Annotated in this window: 14 protein-coding genes; 4 read left to right on the plus strand and 10 right to left on the minus strand. The window is 65.7% G+C overall.

Going from position 1 to position 16169, the window contains the following annotated elements; genetic code table 11:
• Positions 1-11: 11 nt before the first annotated feature.
• From GVM20_RS11225 to GVM20_RS11255, 7 genes are all read right to left on the minus strand, one after another.
• A complete protein-coding gene (locus tag GVM20_RS11225; protein WP_166547285.1) occupies positions 12-812 on the minus strand; it encodes a DUF1295 domain-containing protein in 801 nt (266 codons plus the stop codon).
• The gene (locus GVM20_RS11230) at positions 805-1419 is read right to left on the minus strand and encodes a lysophospholipid acyltransferase family protein (RefSeq protein WP_234031971.1); all 615 of its coding nucleotides are present in this window, start codon (positions 1417-1419) and stop codon (positions 805-807) included. Before GVM20_RS11230 ends, GVM20_RS11225 begins: the two co-directional genes overlap by 8 nt.
• A 107-nt stretch (positions 1420-1526) precedes the next feature.
• On the minus strand, positions 1527-3134 hold the full coding sequence (locus GVM20_RS11235) for a carboxyl transferase domain-containing protein (RefSeq protein ID WP_166547286.1): 1608 nt from the start codon (positions 3132-3134) through the stop codon (positions 1527-1529).
• Between the two features lie 5 nt (positions 3135-3139).
• The gene (locus tag GVM20_RS11240) at positions 3140-3529 is read right to left on the minus strand and encodes a hypothetical protein (protein ID WP_166547287.1); all 390 of its coding nucleotides are present in this window, start codon (positions 3527-3529) and stop codon (positions 3140-3142) included.
• 89 nt (positions 3530-3618) lie between these two features.
• Complete coding sequence (locus tag GVM20_RS11245) at positions 3619-3924, minus strand: alkylphosphonate utilization protein (RefSeq protein ID WP_166547288.1); 306 nt, start codon at positions 3922-3924, stop codon at positions 3619-3621.
• A gap of 40 nt (positions 3925-3964) precedes the next feature.
• Entirely contained in the window at positions 3965-4351 is a 387-nt protein-coding gene (locus GVM20_RS11250; protein ID WP_166547289.1) for a hypothetical protein, read from the minus strand.
• Positions 4348-5514: an isovaleryl-CoA dehydrogenase gene (locus tag GVM20_RS11255; RefSeq protein WP_166547290.1), complete on the minus strand. Its 1167-nt coding sequence runs from the start codon at positions 5512-5514 to the stop codon at positions 4348-4350. The genes GVM20_RS11250 and GVM20_RS11255 overlap by 4 nt, the downstream gene beginning before the upstream one ends.
• A gap of 114 nt (positions 5515-5628) precedes the next feature.
• Here GVM20_RS11255 and GVM20_RS11260 point away from each other — a divergent pair, with 114 nt between their 5' ends.
• Both GVM20_RS11260 and GVM20_RS11265 read left to right on the plus strand, forming a co-directional pair.
• Complete coding sequence (locus tag GVM20_RS11260) at positions 5629-6411, plus strand: ATP-binding cassette domain-containing protein (RefSeq protein ID WP_166547291.1); 783 nt, start codon at positions 5629-5631, stop codon at positions 6409-6411.
• Positions 6411-7949, plus strand: a complete 1539-nt coding sequence (locus GVM20_RS11265; protein WP_166547292.1) for an ABC transporter permease/substrate-binding protein — start codon at positions 6411-6413, stop codon at positions 7947-7949. The genes GVM20_RS11260 and GVM20_RS11265 overlap by 1 nt, the downstream gene beginning before the upstream one ends.
• A gap of 114 nt (positions 7950-8063) precedes the next feature.
• Here GVM20_RS11265 and GVM20_RS11270 read toward each other — a convergent pair whose 3' ends face one another.
• From GVM20_RS11270 to lgt, 3 genes are read right to left on the minus strand one after another with little or no spacing between them, the layout of a single operon-like run.
• Entirely contained in the window at positions 8064-8483 is a 420-nt protein-coding gene (locus tag GVM20_RS11270) for a DUF2147 domain-containing protein (protein ID WP_166547293.1), read from the minus strand.
• Positions 8483-10579, minus strand: coding sequence for a class I SAM-dependent methyltransferase (locus GVM20_RS16540; protein WP_353653148.1), 2097 nt, complete (start codon positions 10577-10579; stop codon positions 8483-8485). The genes GVM20_RS11270 and GVM20_RS16540 overlap by 1 nt, the downstream gene beginning before the upstream one ends.
• A complete protein-coding gene (lgt, locus tag GVM20_RS11280; protein WP_166547294.1) occupies positions 10483-11361 on the minus strand; it encodes a prolipoprotein diacylglyceryl transferase in 879 nt (292 codons plus the stop codon). Before lgt ends, GVM20_RS16540 begins: the two co-directional genes overlap by 97 nt.
• A gap of 208 nt (positions 11362-11569) precedes the next feature.
• Here lgt and GVM20_RS11285 point away from each other — a divergent pair, with 208 nt between their 5' ends.
• Both GVM20_RS11285 and GVM20_RS11290 read left to right on the plus strand, forming a co-directional pair.
• On the plus strand, positions 11570-13285 hold the full coding sequence (locus tag GVM20_RS11285) for a class I adenylate-forming enzyme family protein (RefSeq protein WP_166547295.1): 1716 nt from the start codon (positions 11570-11572) through the stop codon (positions 13283-13285).
• A 7-nt stretch (positions 13286-13292) separates the two neighbouring features.
• Positions 13293-16055: a [protein-PII] uridylyltransferase gene (locus tag GVM20_RS11290; protein ID WP_166547296.1), complete on the plus strand. Its 2763-nt coding sequence runs from the start codon at positions 13293-13295 to the stop codon at positions 16053-16055.
• Positions 16056-16169 lie beyond the last annotated feature (114 nt).

A 16169-nucleotide genomic window follows, 5' to 3' on the forward strand; every position in this document is an offset into this window, starting at 1 on the left:
GGTTGAGCGGCCTATCCGTTCCGCGGCGGCATCGGGAAAAACGCCGAGGTGCGGCGCTTGTATTCGGCGTATTTGTCGCCCTTGGTCTTGTCGAGGCCCTTCTCCAGCAGGGTGACGCCCGACCATTTGGTCAGCGTGAAGCTGAGGAACAGCGGGCCGATGATCGTCGCCAGCGCGTACCACCAACCGGCCGCAGCACAGGCCAGCCAAATGCCCCACCACGCGGCAAAATCGCCGAAATAGTTGGGGTGGCGGGTGTAGCGCCACAGCCCGGTGTCGAGCACCTTGCCGTGATTGGCCGGATCAGCCTTGAAGCGGGTCAGCTGCCAATCGCCCACCCATTCAAAGAACACGCCAACGCTCCACAGGGCGAAACCCGCCCATGCCAGCGGCGGGATCGGAGAGGGTTCGGGGCTGGCGAGGATGCCGACCTGCGCCGGGCTCGACACCGCAAACAGCAGCACCGCCTGCATCAGCCACACGCGAGTCAGCGCGGCGCGGGCGAAGTTTCCGGCCTCACGATCCTTCTTGAGGATCATCTTGTAGCGCTTGTCCTCGCCTTCCTTGCGCCAGCGCAGGAACAGATACCCGCCGAGCCGGAAGCCCCATGCCGCCGTCATCAGCATGATCAGCGTCGCCAAAGCGCCCGGCCCGCCGGGCACGTGCAGCCAGCTCGCCACCGCAAGGATGCCCATCCCCGCGCCCCAGAAGGCGTCGATGAAGCTGACATCGTCGATTTTCACGCTGATCGCCCACTGGATCAGCACCAGCACCAGCAGGATCGCGGCATTCAGGGCGAGGAGTTCAAACATCGTTCTTTCCGGCAATAATGTCGCGCGCCTGTTGTTCGAGCACCTTGAAGCGCTCGTAATCGGGCAGCTTGGCGCGGAACCATTCGGCGATTTTCAGCAGGTCTTCGCCGTAATTACCGGTCGGCAGCATCGGCGGGCCGAAGCTGACAATCTTGGCGGCGTTATCGGCAAAGGCAGGGACGATCGGCACATTGGCTGCGCGGGCGATATGATAGAAGCCGGAGCGCCACTTGCCGTCCGACTTGCGGGTGCCCTCGCACGCGATCACCAGCGCCAGTTCATCGCGCGCCGCGAATTCGGCGGCGACCTGTTCAGTGGCGTTGGCGCTCTTGCGGCGGTCAACCGGGATGCCGCCCATATCGAGCATGAAGTTCTTCATGATCCCCTGGAACAGCGTGTGCTTGCCCATGAAATTGGGCTTCACGCCTTCCTCATGCGTCGCCCCGGTAAAGAACACGAAATCCCAGTTCGATGTATGCGGCGCGCCGGCCAGCACATACTTCTTCAGATGCTTGGGCAGAGGAGAATCGATCCGCCACCCCCGCGCATACCAGATGGCCAGAATGATCCGCCGCACGATGCGCGACAGCAGCGTGGGCTTGCGCAACGGCGCAGGGTTCAATGGTTTGTGCAAGCGGTGCGCCCCTCCCAAAGGCCTGACCCTTGTGGCTTAACTTGGGTTAGATACGCAAGGGGTTGGGGGAGGGTTTCAACCTACATCCGGAACACGCCAAATGCAGGCCGCTCAGGGATTGGCGCTTCGAGGCAGGCGGCAAACGCCAGCCCCAGCACATCGCGGGTCTGCACCGGGTCGACCACGCCGTCGTCCCACAGGCGGGCAGTGGCGTAGTAGGGGTTGCCTTCGTCCTCGTATTTCTGGCGGATCGGGGACTTGAAGGCCTCGGCCTGCTCCAGGGTCCAGCTGTCAGCGTCGCGGTGGACTGTCGCCAGTACTGAAGCGGCTTGCTCGCCGCCCATCACCGAGATGCGCGCATTGGGCCAGGTGAACATGAAACGCGGCGAGTACGCCCGCCCGCACATCCCGTAATTGCCCGCGCCGAAGCTGCCGCCGATCACCACGGTGACCTTCGGCACGGTCGCGGTGGCAACCGCGGTGACCAGCTTCGCGCCATGCTTGGCGATGCCCTCCGCCTCGTATTTCCCGCCGACCATGAAGCCCGAGATGTTCTGGAGGAAGAGCAGCGGAATGCGGCGCTGGCAGGCAAGCTCGATAAAGTGCGCGCCCTTCTGCGCGCTCTCGGAAAACAGCACGCCGTTGTTGGCGAGGATCGCGACCGGCATCCCCCAGATATGGGCAAAGCCGCACACCAGCGTGGCGCCGTAGTGCTGTTTGAACTCGTGGAACTCGCTTCCGTCCACGAGGCGCGCGATCACTTCCTTCACGTCATAGGGCGCGCGAACATCCTCGGGGATGAGGGCGTAGAGGTCCTCGGCGTCATACTTGGGTGGCCGCGGGTCCTTCAGCGCCACATCCTTCGCCGCGCCGGTGTTCGCGCCCAAGTGACTGACGATATCGCGCACGATGGTGAGCGCGTGTTCGTCGTTTTCGGCCAAGTGGTCGACCACGCCGGACTTCTTTGCGTGCAGGTCACCGCCGCCGAGGTCCTCGGCAGTGATTTCCTCGCCCGTCGCGGCCTTCACCAAGGGCGGGCCGGCGAGGAAGATCGTGCCCTGATTGCGTACGATCACGCTCTCGTCCGACATGGCGGGCACATAAGCGCCGCCTGCGGTGCAGCTTCCCATGACGCAGGCGATCTGCGGGATGCCGAGGGCGCTCATGTTCGCCTGATTGAAGAAGATCCGGCCAAAGTGGTCGCGGTCCGGGAAGACCTCCGCCTGATGCGGCAGGTTCGCCCCGCCCGAGTCCACCAGATAGATGCACGGCAGGCGGTTCTCTTGCGCGATCTCCTGCGCGCGCAGGTGCTTCTTGACCGTCATCGGGTAGTACGTGCCGCCCTTCACGGTCGCATCATTGCACACGATCATGCACTGGCGGCCCGAGACGCGCCCCACCCCGGTGATGATCGAGGCGCCGTTGACGTCGCCCTCATACATCCCGTTGGCGGCAAGCTGGCCGATCTCAAGGAAGGGCGAGCCCGGATCGAGCAGCCGTTCAACCCGCTCACGCGGCAGCAACTTGCCGCGCGAGACATGGCGTTCACGGTGCTTCTCCGGCCCGCCCAGCGCCGCTTCAGCGACGGCGGCGCGCAATTGCTGGGCGAGCGCGTGGTTGTGCGCAAACCGGGCCTTGGCCTCGGGGCTTTCGCGGTCGAGTTTCGTGGTAAGGGTGGGGGCGGTCATAAGTCTCAGCCAATCTTCCTGAGCGTGAGGGCATAGCTTTGCGCCACGCCCTTATCGTCGGTCCAGTTCTGGGTCACTTCGACAGTCTCGCTATCCAGCCGCCGCCAGGTGAAGGCGCTGGGCGCGTTGACGGGGGCGAAGCTGGCGAGGCCGTCCTCGATCCGGTCGGCGACCCAGGTGAACTCGCCCCAGGTCGAGGTGATGCGACCATCCTCCAGCGCGACGGTGCTGCCGTCGACGATCTTGGAGAACGTCTCGTCAGCATGGCGCTCACTCACCAGCGTGGTGGGGCCGGTGCGCCGATAGGCCTCGTAGAAGGGCTTGCCGTCCGGACCGGTGCCAATCCAGCGGCCGAGCAGGAAGTCGAGCTTGTCGAGGTCTGAAGCGGTGAACATCGCAATCTCCTGTTTCGCAGCGGCAGGCGGCACGGGCGCGCATGCGGCGATCGCCAGTGCAGCGGCAACCAAAAGCTCCCCGCCCCGCATCACCGCTTGCGCACAAACTCAGCCCGCAGCACCAGTCCTTTGATGCCGGGGTATTTGCAGTCGATCTCCTGCGCATCACCGGTGAGGCGGATCGACTTGATGAGCGTGCCCTGCTTCAATGTCTGGCCCGCGCCCTTGACCTCGAGATCCTTGATCAGCGTCACCGCATCGCCGTCAGCGAGCAGGTTGCCAACCGCATCGCGAACTTCCACCCGGTCCGCATCGGCCTGTTTGGCCGCCTGTTCGGACGCCAGCATCCACTCGCCGCTCGCCTCGTCATAGACGTAGTCTTCGTCGGTGCTCATGCGTGGCTCTTCCGTTTCGGAGTGAGGTTGAAGGATGGCGTCATTTGCGAGCCACTTCGAACAGCGACCAGATAAGGCCGACCAATGCGGTTGCGAAGGCCATACCGATCAGAATGGTGAGAAAGCCGAGGTCGATATTGCCGGGGTTGGAACTGCCCGGCTCGTAAACCTTGCCGAAGAAGCTGCCGAACAGCATTCCGAGACACGCCGCCCAACCGGCGATGAACACATGGCTGCGCAGCGGCGTGGGTCGGCTCATCAGAATCGCGCCCGCCAGCAGCAACCCACCGGTCCAGTAATCGTCGAACCAGAACGGCCAAGGCCGCCCTGTCCCCCAGGTGCGGATTGCTTCGCCGATCATCAACGACAGGGCAAGCCCGCCGCCGAGCACACGAAGGACAGCAAGCGAACGGCTCGGGCGGATCACCCCGCCGCCCCGATCAGCTCCCGCCCGATCAGCATCCGGCGGATCTCGTTCGTGCCCGCGCCGATGTCGAGCAGCTTGGCGTCGCGCATGTAGCGCTCCACCGGCCAGTCGGTGGTGTAGCCCGCGCCGCCCAGCGCCTGCACGCTTTCGGCGGCGACCTTGAAGGCGTTCTCGCTCGCGAGCAAAATCACGCCCGCCGCATCGAACCGCGTCGTCTGGCCCGCGTCACACGCCTTGGCGACCGCATAGGTGTAGGCGCGGGCCGATTGCAGGGCGACGTACATGTCGGCGACCTTGGCCTGCATCAGTTGGAAGGAGCCAATCGGCTTCCCGAACTGCTTCCTTTCGCGCAGGTAGGGGATCACGGTGTCGAGGCACGCCTGCATGATGCCGAGTTGCAATCCGGCGAGCACCACGCGCTCGTAATCCAGCCCGCTCATCAACACACCGACGCCGCCATTGAGCGGGCCCATGATGCGGTCTTCGGGGACGAAGCAGTCGTTGAACACCAGCTCGGCGGTGGGGGAGCCCTTCATGCCGACCTTGGAAATCTTCTGGCCGATGGCAAAGCCCTCGTCGCCCTTCTCGATCAGGAAGGCGGTGATGCCGCGCGATCCGGCGTGGCCATCGGTCTTGGCATAGACCACCAGCGTATCGGCCTCGGGTGCGTTGGTGATCCAGAATTTGGTGCCGTTGAGGACGTAGCCACCCTGCACCGCATCTGCCTTGAGCTTCATCGAGACCACGTCGCTGCCCGCGCCCGCTTCGGACATGGCGAGGCTGCCGACATGTTCACCGCTGATCAGCTTGGGGAGATACTTGGCCTTTTGCTCATCATCCCCCCAGCGGCGAATCTGGTTGAGGCAGAGGTTGGAATGCGCGCCGTAGGAAAGCCCGACGCTGGCACTCGCCCGCGAGACTTCCTCGACCGCGATCACATGCTCCAGATAGCCGAGCCCCAGCCCGCCCCATTCTTCCTCGACCGTAATGCCATGCAGGCCCAGCGCGCCCATCGGCTCCCACAATTCGCGCGGGAAGCGGTCTTCGCGGTCGGTGCGCTCGGCCAAGGGCGAGATCTGCTCGTCGGCGAAGCGCGCGGTGGTGTCGCGGATCATCTCGGCCGCTTCGCCAAGGTGGAAGTCGAAATCGGGGGTCGCGCGCATTTTATGTCCTGCGGGTGTAATGATTGTTCTGTGATGCCGCATAGCAAGCCATCGGCGAAAGGCCAATCGCTGGCGCTGGCGCGGGGCGTCTAACCTCGCTAATCATGGCGGCGCATGACGACGCCTTCACCCCTGCTCCGCTTCGACGGGGTGATCTGCCGCTTCGGCGAGGTCACGGCGGTGGGCGCAGTGGGGGCCGGCGTCACCTGCGATCTGGTGCCCGGCAGTTTCGTCGCCCTGGTCGGGGCGTCAGGCTCGGGCAAATCGACGCTGCTGAAAACGGTGAACACGCTGGTCGCGCCGTCCGAGGGCCGGGTGCTGTTCGCAGGCGAGGACGTGGCGGGGCTCAAGCCTGCGCATCTGCGCCGCCGGGTCGGCTATGTGTTTCAGGGCATTGGCCTGTTCCCGCATTTCTCGGTGGCCGAGAACATCGCCATCGGCCCGCGCCTCGCCGGGGAGAAACTCGCCCCGCAGCGGATCGCCGAACTGCTCGCGCTGGTCGAGCTTGACCCGGCCTACGCCACCCGGATGCCCGACGAACTCAGCGGCGGCCAGCGCCAGCGGGTCGGCGTGGCCCGTGCGCTGGCGGGCGGGCCGGAGCTGCTGCTGATGGACGAACCCTTCGGCGCGCTCGATCCTGTCACCCGGGACGCGCTGGGCCGCAAGGTGCGCGAACTCCACGATGCGCTGCGGCTTACGACCGTCATGGTGACGCATGACATGGCCGAAGCGCTGCTGCTGGCGGACCGGGTGCTGGTGATGGACAAGGGCCAGCTGGTCGCCGACGAAAGCCCACGCGCGCTGCTGGCAGGGGCGGGCGGCCCGGTGGCGCAGCGCTTGGTCGCCGTCCCGCGCCATCAGGCCGAACGGCTCGCCGCGATGGAAGCACAGGGCTGATGCAGGACATCTGGGACATCCTCCCCGGCCTGGGTGACAAGCTCGCCGCGCATGTGGTGTTGTCGGCCAGCGCGATTGGCCTTGCGATGCTGATCGCCCTGCCGATGGCGGTGTGGGCGAGCCGCTCTGCGATCGTCTCGCGTCTTGCCCTGAGCCTTGCGAGCCTCGTCCAGACCATCCCGGCGCTCGCCCTGCTGGCGCTGTTCTTCCCGCTGCTGCTCTCCCTGCGGACGGTGTTCGGTGAGGGGCTGCCGACACTCGGGTTCCTGCCGGCGCTGATGGCGCTGACGCTCTATGCGCTGCTGCCGATCCTGCGCAACGCGGTGACGGCGCAGGCCAATCTCGACGAGGGCGTGCTGGAGGCCGCCGACGGCGTCGGCATGACCAAGTGGCAGAAGCTCTATCTTGTCGAAGCGCCGCTGTCCGCCCCCTTCATCATGGCCGGCATCCGCACTGCAAGCGTGTGGACCATCGGCGCGGCAACACTGGCCACCACCATCGGCCAACCGAGCCTGGGCGATCCGATCTTCGCGGGGTTGCAAACCCAGAACTGGGCGCTGGTGCTGGCGGGATGCGTGGCGAGCGCAGGGCTGGCGCTGGCGGCGGATAACCTGCTGTGGGTGATCGAAGTCGGGTTGGCCAAACGCTCGCGCTGGATGACGTTTGGCGGGATGGCGGTGGTTGGCCTCGGCATCCTCGCTGCGCTCTGGGCGCAAAGCGCGGGGAGCGACGAGCGCCGCATCGTCATCGCCTCCAAGCAGTTCTCCGAGCAATATATCCTCGCCCAGCTGATCGGCGCGCGGCTGGAAGCGGCGGGTTACGCGGTCGAATATCGCGACGGGCTGGGAAGCGCGGTGGTGCACTCCGCCGTCGCCTCCTCCAGCATCGACATCTCGGTGGATTACACCGGGACGATCTGGACGAACTATCTCAAGCGCGCCGACAACCCCGGCCGCGAGGCAATGTACGAGACGATCCGCGATTGGGAGTGGCGGCAGAACGGGGTGAAGGTGCTGGGCCGCCTCGGGTTCGAGAACGCCTATGCCTTCGCCATGCGCAGCGACCGGGCGAAGGAACTGGGCGTCACCTCGCTCACCGATCTGGTCGGCAAGGCGCCGAACCTGACCGTCGGCGGGGACCCCGAATTCTTCGAGCGGCCCGAATGGCTGGCGGTGCGTGACGCCTATGGCCTGCGCTTCGGCCAATCGCGCAATTTCGCCCCAACCTTCATGTACAATGCGCTGGCGTCAGGCGAGGCGGATGTGATCAGCGCCTATACCTCGGACGGGAGGATCGCGGCGGACAGGCTGGTGGTGCTGGCCGACCCCAAGGGCGCGCTGCCGAGCTATGACGCGCTGCTGATGCTCTCCCCCCGCATCGCCGACAACAAAGGCGTGATCGCCGCGCTCGAACCATTGCTCGGCGCGATCAGTGTCGAAGCAATGCGAGAAGCGAACCTGGCGGTCGATCGCGAGGATGCCAAGAAGCTGACGCCGAAAGCCGCGGCAGCGGAATTGGCGGCAAAGATTGGACTTTAGAAGGTTACGCTGGAACGGTCGCAAAGCGACCGCAAGGCCGACCGGCCGCCCGCAGCGATGCCGCCGTCAGGCGGCGTGAGCGAGGATACGGCACGCCGAATGGCGTGCAAAAAATCAAGACGCCTTGCGCCACACCTGCGTCTGACAGAACGGCCCGATGCAGCCCTTCACCTCCAGCACACCAGCACCCTTGCGGCGGATCACCGAGCGGTAGCTCTTGCCGCTTTTGGGATCGTAGATCTGCCCACGCCACACATCGCCATCCGCGGCGAAGGCCGAGAGGATCGCGATGCCCAGCAGGCGGCGTTTGCGCTTGCCGGGGTCGGGGTTGTTGACGTCGCGCTGATCATTGCCCTGCGGCGGGGGGACAAGGAATTTCTCGATCGTGCCGCACATCGTCTTGCCACAGGGGGCGATCAGGATCACCGCGTCCTTCTCGGCCGTCAGCCAGCGTCCCGAAACCGGCTCGGCCGCGCTGGCAGGCACCGCCAGCGCCAGTCCGGCCACGAGTAGCATCCGCCGCAGTCGCATCATCAATCGAACCCCACCCCGAACGGCCAGCGCCGCCCACATAGCCCGAGCACCTTGAACAAGGTGCCCATCTGCGAATCCTCGACCAGCCGGTCACGCTGCCGCTTGATCTTATCTTTCTCGTAGGGGTTGCGGCGCTGGAGCGCCTCCATCCGCGTGTCGATCCCCATCTGGCGCAGCCATTCGCCCTGATATTGCAGCCCCATCACATCCGCGCCGTTATCGGCGGCGACCTGCTGGAGCAGCTCGAAATCGACATGCGCGGTCAGATCGGCGTCGCCGGGATGCGCGAAGATATCGACCTTCTTGTGCGATTTCAGCGCCTGCATTGTCGAGCCTGAGCGCAGTTCCATATGGCCGTAATCGATCACCAGCGCCGCGCCACCCTGATCCTTCAGACGCCGCGCGATCTCGGCCATCAGTGCGACCGCGGCAGGGCTGGTCTCGATCATCGCGCCTTGCGCCGCTGTCACCCAGCTGGCGGGCACCAGATGATCCATCCGCTCCTTGCCCGCCATGAAGATAAAGTCCTCGCCATCGAGCCCGACCAACCGGTCAAACCAGCCATCGGCGGAGCGCATCAGTTGGTGCACGGGCAGCGCGTCGAAGAATTCGTTGGCGACGATCAGCAGCGGGGCATCGTCAGGCAGGGTCGAAATGTCGTGGTGATGGTGGCACTCGGGGAAGGCCTCGCGCTGAATCTTGCGCAAGCTCGCCGAGGTTTCGACGAAGTGGATCTCCGGCGCGAAATCATAGCGCCTTGCGGCTGCCAGCGCGTCCTTCGCAAGCGTCCCCCGACCGGGGCCAAGCTCGACATAATGGATGCGCTTGCGGCTGCCCATACGGACCCACAGGTCCACCAGCCACAGCCCGATCAGCTCGCCGAACATCTGGCTGACTTCGGGCGCGGTGATGAAATCGCCCTGCTCGCCCAGGGGATCGCGGCTGGCGTAATAGCGCGCGTTGCTTTCGCCCATGTACTGCGCGAGGCTGATCGGGCCGGTCTCGCGGATGAGGCGCTTGAGCGTGGCGGGAACATCGACATTTGCGCGGGCGAGGACTTCCGCTTCGAGCCGCGCCTGTTCGGCAGCCTTGGCCTCGGCCTCGGCGCGGGCAGCGGCTTCCGCAGCGGCGGCTTCGGCAGCGAGGCGCGCGGCTTCTGCCGCAGCGGCTTCCTCGGCTTCGCGGCGGGCCTGTTCCTCGGCAGCAAGGCGCGCGGCCTCTTCGGCGGCGATGCGAGCGGCTTCCTCGGCGTCGGCCTTGGCCTTGGCTTCCGCTTTGGCGCGGGCCTTGGCTTCGGCGGCGAGCCGGGCCTTTTCTTCCGCTTCGGCCTTGGCCTTGGCTTCCGCTTCCGCCTTGGCACGGGCCTTGGCCTCTGCCTTGGCGCGGGCTTCGGCTTCCTTCTTCAGACGGGCTTCTTCTTCGGCCTTGGCGCGCGCTTCGGCTTCGGCGCGGGCGCGCTCTTCGGCTTCGCGGCGAGCAACTTCCTCGGCGGCGGCCTTGGCGGCAGCGGCAGCGGCCTCAGCCTCACGGCGGGCCTGTTCTACAGCTTCGGCGCGGGCTTTGGCTTCAGCGATTTCGCGGGCTTTGGCTTCCTTGCGCAGCCGCGCTTCCTCGGCGGCTTTGGCCCGCGCCTCGGCCTCGGCGCGCGCGCGGGCTTCGGCTTCCGCCTGCTTGCGGGCACGCGCTTCGGCGGCGGCTTTCTCGCGGGCTTCGCGTTCGGCAGCGGCGCGGGCCTCAGCCTCTTCCTTCTCTCGCGCGCGCGCTTCCTTCAGCGCACGGGCGCGTTCTTCGGCTTCGGCCTTGGCGCGGGCGAGTTCTTCAGCCTTCGCACGGGCAGCGGCTTCGGTCCGGGCGCGGGCTTCGGCCTTGGCCTGTTCGCGCGCCTGTGCCTCGGCCGCCGCGCGCGCGGCCGGATCCGGCGCGCGGCGCGCAACACTTTCGGGTTCGGGCTTCGGATCGATCAGCCTGAGCGCGCTGCGCCAGACTGCCGCGCCGCCGTTCAAGCCGGCGCGCTGATCCCCGCCGCCAGCGGCTTCTTCCGCAGCGCGTAGAACACGACAATCAACCCAGTCAGGATAAGCGGTATCGTCAGCCATTGCCCCATCGATAGCCCGGTTCGGGCCGCAAAGTCAGCCAGTTGTTGATCCGGCTCGCGGAAAAACTCATTCACGAAGCGCGACACCCCCATGCCGGTGGTGAAGACCCCCGCCAGCAGGCCGGGCCGATAGCGCGCACGGGTGAACCAGAACAGCGCCAACATGATGACGAGCATCGCCAGCCCTTCCAGCCCCGCCTGATAGAGCTGGCTGGGATGGCGCGACAAATCACCGGCGCGGGGGAAGACCATCGCCCAGGGCACATCGCTGACCCGGCCCCAGAGCTCGCCATTGACGAAGTTTGCGAGGCGGCCGAGCAACATCCCCATCGGCACCCCGACGCTGACGTAATCGACCACGCGGATGAAATTGAGCTTATCGCGCCATGCCACGTAAGCCATTGCCAGCGTCACCCCGGCGAGGCCGCCGTGGAAGCTCATACCGCCGTCCCACAGCCGCAGCAGCTTCCACGTCACGAAGCCATCGCCGGAAAAGCCGGTCCACAGGCTCTGGTCGTAGAACATCGCATAGCCCAGCCGCCCGCCGAGAATCACCCCGAGCGTGCAGTAGAAAAACAGATCGTCAGCATGGCGCTGCGCCATCGGCGCGCCGGGCTGCTTCAGCATCTTGGAGGTATGCCAATAGGCGAAGATCACCCCGATCAGGTAAGCAAGCGAATAGAACCGCAGGGTAAAAAACCCGAGTTCGATCCCCGGTTTGAGGCCGAAATCGGTCCAGTAGATCGGATCGGCAGGGATGCTTGCGGCAAGTAGTGACAGCACGGAGCGAACCTCTTATTGACAATGAGATGCCGTATCGGCGGGCCCGAAGCGAACAAGTTTGGGCCCCGGTCGCGCTGGCGCTTCTGGCACAGCATCCGGGGCAGGGGAAGGGGCGCGGGATCGCCGGGCAGAATGGGACAGGCAATTCGGACGTGGGTCGCACCCCGGCTGGACGGCCGCAACAACAATGAGAGAGGAACATCACCGCATGCCCACCCAGCTGGACAATGCGCTCGAAGCGATCATCACCGGCCTCACCGCTGATGGCCAGCCCTTCGCCACCGTGCCCTTCACCCGTGACGGCGTGACGATGCCAGCCTTCGCCGGCGCTCCGCCGAGCCTTGCGCATTATTTCGCCCACTTTGCCAACCAGAACAAGGATCTGCCCTTCCTGGTCGATGGCGATATCCGCCTGACCTTTGGCGAGGCCTATGCCGCCGCGACCTGCGTGGCCGAAGGGCTGGCCAAGACCCACGGCATCGCCAAGGGCGACCGTATCGGGCTAGCCGCGCGCAATTCGGCCAACTGGATGATCGCCTATATGGGCATCCTGATGGCGGGCGGCTGCGCGACGCTGCTCAACGGCTTCTCCTCGGGCGAGGAACTGGCCTACGGGCTCGATCTGGCGGAATGCAAGGTGCTGCTGGCCGACGCAGGCCGCGCCGCGCGGCTTGAGGGCCATGCCCACCCCGCCAAGATCGTGCTGTTCGACCACGGCAACGCCCCGTCAGAGGGCCTCGCCAACACCTGGGCGCTGCCGCAGGGCACCAGCGCGGCGATGGCCATGTTGGGCCAACTCGGCCCGGATGACATCGCCACGATCCTCTACACCTCTGGTTCGACCGGCAAGTCCAAGGGCGCGTGGTCCGATCACCGCGGCGTGGTCAACGGCGTGATGAACTATGTCGCCCAGTCGGCGATGGCCAAGGTGCATCTCGAAAGCGGGGGCGAGGTCATCACCGATCAGCCCTGCGCGCTGGTCGCCGTGCCGCTGTTCCACGTCACGGGCGAAGTGCCGCTGTTCCTGCAAAGCTTCGCTATCGCGCGCAAACTGGTGCTGATGCCCAAGTGGGACGCGGGCCTCGCGATCCGGCTGATGGCGGAAGAAAAGGTCTCCTATTTCGTCGGCGTACCGCTGATGAGCTACGAAATCGCCAACCACCCCGACCGCGCCAATTACGACCTGTCGGCCTGCAAGAGCTTCGCCGCTGGCGGCGCGCCGCGTCCGGTGGAACACGTCACCCGGATCAAGGAAGCCTTCCCCGGCGGCTTCCCGCTGCTGGGCTATGGCCTCACCGAAACCAACGCGGTGGGCTGCGGCAATTTCAACGAGAACTACCTCGCCAAGCCCGGCTCGACCGGTCGCGCCAGCAAGCCGCTGGTCGATCTCGCGATCCTTGATGACCTTGGCAATGAACTGCCGCAGGGTCAGGTGGGCGAGGTCTGCATTCGCTCTGTCGCCAATTTCCGCGGCTACTGGAAGAACGAGGAGGCGACCAAGGCCGCATTCACCGACAATGGCTACTTCCGCACCGGCGATCTCGGCTATCTCGACGAAGACGCCTACCTGTTCATCGTCGACCGCAAGAAGGACATCATCATCCGCGGCGGCGAGAATATTTCGTGCATCGAAGTGGAAGACGCGATCTACGCCCATGACGATGTCGGCGAATGCTCGGTGTTCGGCCTGCCGGACGAGCGCTTTGGCGAGGTGCCAGCGGCGGTCTATGCCATGAAGGACGGCCACCCGGCGATCACGCCTGCGGAGCTGCGCGCTTTCCTGCTGGAGCGGATCGCCCCCTTCAAGGTGCCGCTCGAACAGCACATCTGGTTCACCAGCGAGGCCCTGCCGCGCCTCGGCACCCAGAAGATCGACAAGCGCACGGTCAAGGCCCGCTTCGCCGCCGAAGCTGTCGCCGCGTGAGCCACCCGTGAGCCCCCGCCGGGTCCCCGGCCAGCGCGCGATCATTGATCGCCGCGCGCTGGCCGAGGAAATCGCTGCCTTGCATGAGGCAGATGGCGAGCGTGCGCGCCCTGCGATCGTCAAGGCGCTGCGCGATGCGTTGGATGCCGGGCGGGCGGAGCTTGCCCGGCGGCTGGCTGAGACGCCCTCGGCCGGGCACGATGTCACCGGCGGCTTCAGCTTCCTGATGGATCAGCTGCTGCGGGTGATCCACGATCACGTCACCACGCATATCTACCCCGCCCCCAACGCCACTCAGGCCGAACGGCTCGCGATCCTCGCGGTCGGCGGTTACGGACGGGCCGAGATGGCGCCGCATTCGGACGTCGACGTCGCCTTCATCACCCCGGGCAAGCGCGCGCCGTGGTGCGAGCAGGTGATCGAGACGATGCTCTATCTGCTGTGGGATCTCGGCCTCAAGGTTGGCCATTCGAGCCGCACCGTCGCCGATACGGTGCGCATGGCGAAAGAGGACCTCACCATCCGCACCGCCCTGCTCGAAAGCCGTTTGGTGTGGGGCGAACAGGCGCTGTACGAAGAATTGCGCGCCCGGTTCTGGAACGATGTTGTCAAGGGCAGTGAGCGCCAGTTCCTGACCCAGAAGCTGGCCGAACGCGATGCGCGGCACAAGCGCATGGGCGACAGCCGCTATGTGGTCGAACCCAACATCAAGGAAGGCAAGGGCGCCTTGCGCGATCTCCAGACGCTGTACTGGATCGGCAAGTATATCCACCGCGTCGATAATGGCGCGCAGCTGGTCGATGTCGGTCTGCTGACGGCCAACGAATATCGCAGCTTCCGCCGCGCCGAGGGCTTTCTGCTGGCGGTGCGCTGCCATATGCACCTTATCACCGATCGCGCCGAAGACCGTCTGACCTTTGACTTGCAGCGCGCCGTGGCCGAGCGGATGCAATTCGCCGACCGTCCCGGCAAGAGCGCGGTCGAGCGGTTCATGCAATACTATTTCCTTCAGGTGAAACGCGTTGGCAGCCTGACGGGCGTGTTCCTCTCCCACTTGGACGAGGAATTCGCCAAGAAGCGCCCGCGCACCGGGTTTTTCGCTGGCTGGACCCAGCGGCCGCGGATCTTCAAGGGTTACACCGTCGAAGGGGGACGGCTGCGGGCACCCGGCGATGACTGGTTCCGCGCCGATCCCGTCCGCCTGATCGAGGTGTTCCAGCTGGCCGAGGCCGAGGGGCTGGAAGTCCACCCTGAAACCATGCGTCAGGTCGGACGCGATGCCAAGCTGATCGACGGCAAGCTGCGCCGCGACAAGCGCGCCAATGCGCTGTTCCTTGATCTGCTGTCAGGCCGCAAAGACCCCGAAACCGCGCTGCGCTGGATGAACGAGGCCGGGGTGTTCGGCCGCTTCGTGCCCGACTTTGGCCGGGTCAATGCGCAGATGCAGTTCGACATGTATCACCACTACACGGTCGACGAGCACACCATCCGCGCCATCGGGCTGCTGAGCCAGATTGAGCGCGGGATGCTCGAAGCCGATCACCCCCGCGCCACCCGCGAGTTCCCCAAGCTCGCCTCGCGCCGCGCGCTCTATGTCGCGGTGCTGCTGCACGATATCGCCAAGGGGCGCGGGGGCGATCACTCCGTTCTCGGCGCGGATGTGGCACACCACCTGTGCCCGCGCTTCGGGCTCGACGAGAAGGAGACCGATCTGGTCGCCTGGCTGGTGCTGCAACACCTGCTGATGAGCCGCACCGCGCAGAAGCGCGACCTCACCGATCCCAAGACGATCGAGGATTTCGTGGGCGAGGTCCAAAGCCTCGAACGCCTGCGCAACCTCGCGATCCTCACCGCGGTCGATATCCGCGCGGTTGGCCCCGGCACCTGGAACAGCTGGAAGGGCCAGCTGCTCGGCGAGCTTTACGACGCCGCGCAGGAACGGCTGCGGCTGGGGCACAAGGGCAATGGACGCAAGGCGCGGGTCACGGCCAAGAAGGTTGCCGTCGCACGGCTGCTGGGCGCGGACGCGGATCACTTGGTCAACAGCATCGGCGCGCTGCTGGGTGATGCCTATTGGATCGCCGAGCCGGAAGACATCATCGCCGGAAACCTCACCCAATATGATGCCGCCGATGCGGCGGGCGAGGCGCTGTCGATCCGGTGCGAGGTTGACGAAACCCGCGGCGCCACCCGCGTCAGCGTCATCGCGGCGGACCACCCCGGCCTGTTCTACCGCATGGCGGGCGGCATTCACTTGGCCGGCGCCAACATCATCGATGCGCGCATTCACACCGCGCGCAGCGGCTATGCCGTCGATAACTTCCTGGTGCAGGACCACAATGCCCAGCCCTTCCGCGAGGCGGCACAGATGGCCCGAATCGAGAAAGGCATCCGCGACGCCCTGCTCGCCAAGGTCGAACTGGTGCCCAAGCTCGCCGCCCGCCCGCTCGCCCATTCGCGCGCCAAGGCCTTCGATGTCGCCCCGCGCGTCGGCTTCGACAATGACGCATCGAACCACTTCACCGTGATCGAAGTGACCGCGCGCGACCGTCCGGCGCTGCTCAACCGGCTGGCGCACGCGCTCTACAAAGCCAATCTGATCGTCCATTCGGCGCATATCACCGCCTATGGCGAGGCCGCGGCCGATACATTCTACGTGACCGATCTGACCGCCGCCAAGATCAAGGCGCCCGAACGCCTCGCCGAAATCGAGGCGGCCCTGCTCGCCGCAGCCAGCGATCAGCGCCAGCAACAGCTCGAAAAAGCGTAACTGCAAAAGCTTGAAGATAGCGGCATTTGAGCGCCTTGGCGGGCGATTTGCGCGATAGGTTGCAATCCCGAAACGTATTGCTATGGGGGCGGCCCTCAACTCAGGGAGAGTTAT

This window comes from Porphyrobacter sp. SLTP (genome assembly GCF_009905735.1).
Lineage (GTDB): Bacteria > Pseudomonadota > Alphaproteobacteria > Sphingomonadales > Sphingomonadaceae > Erythrobacter.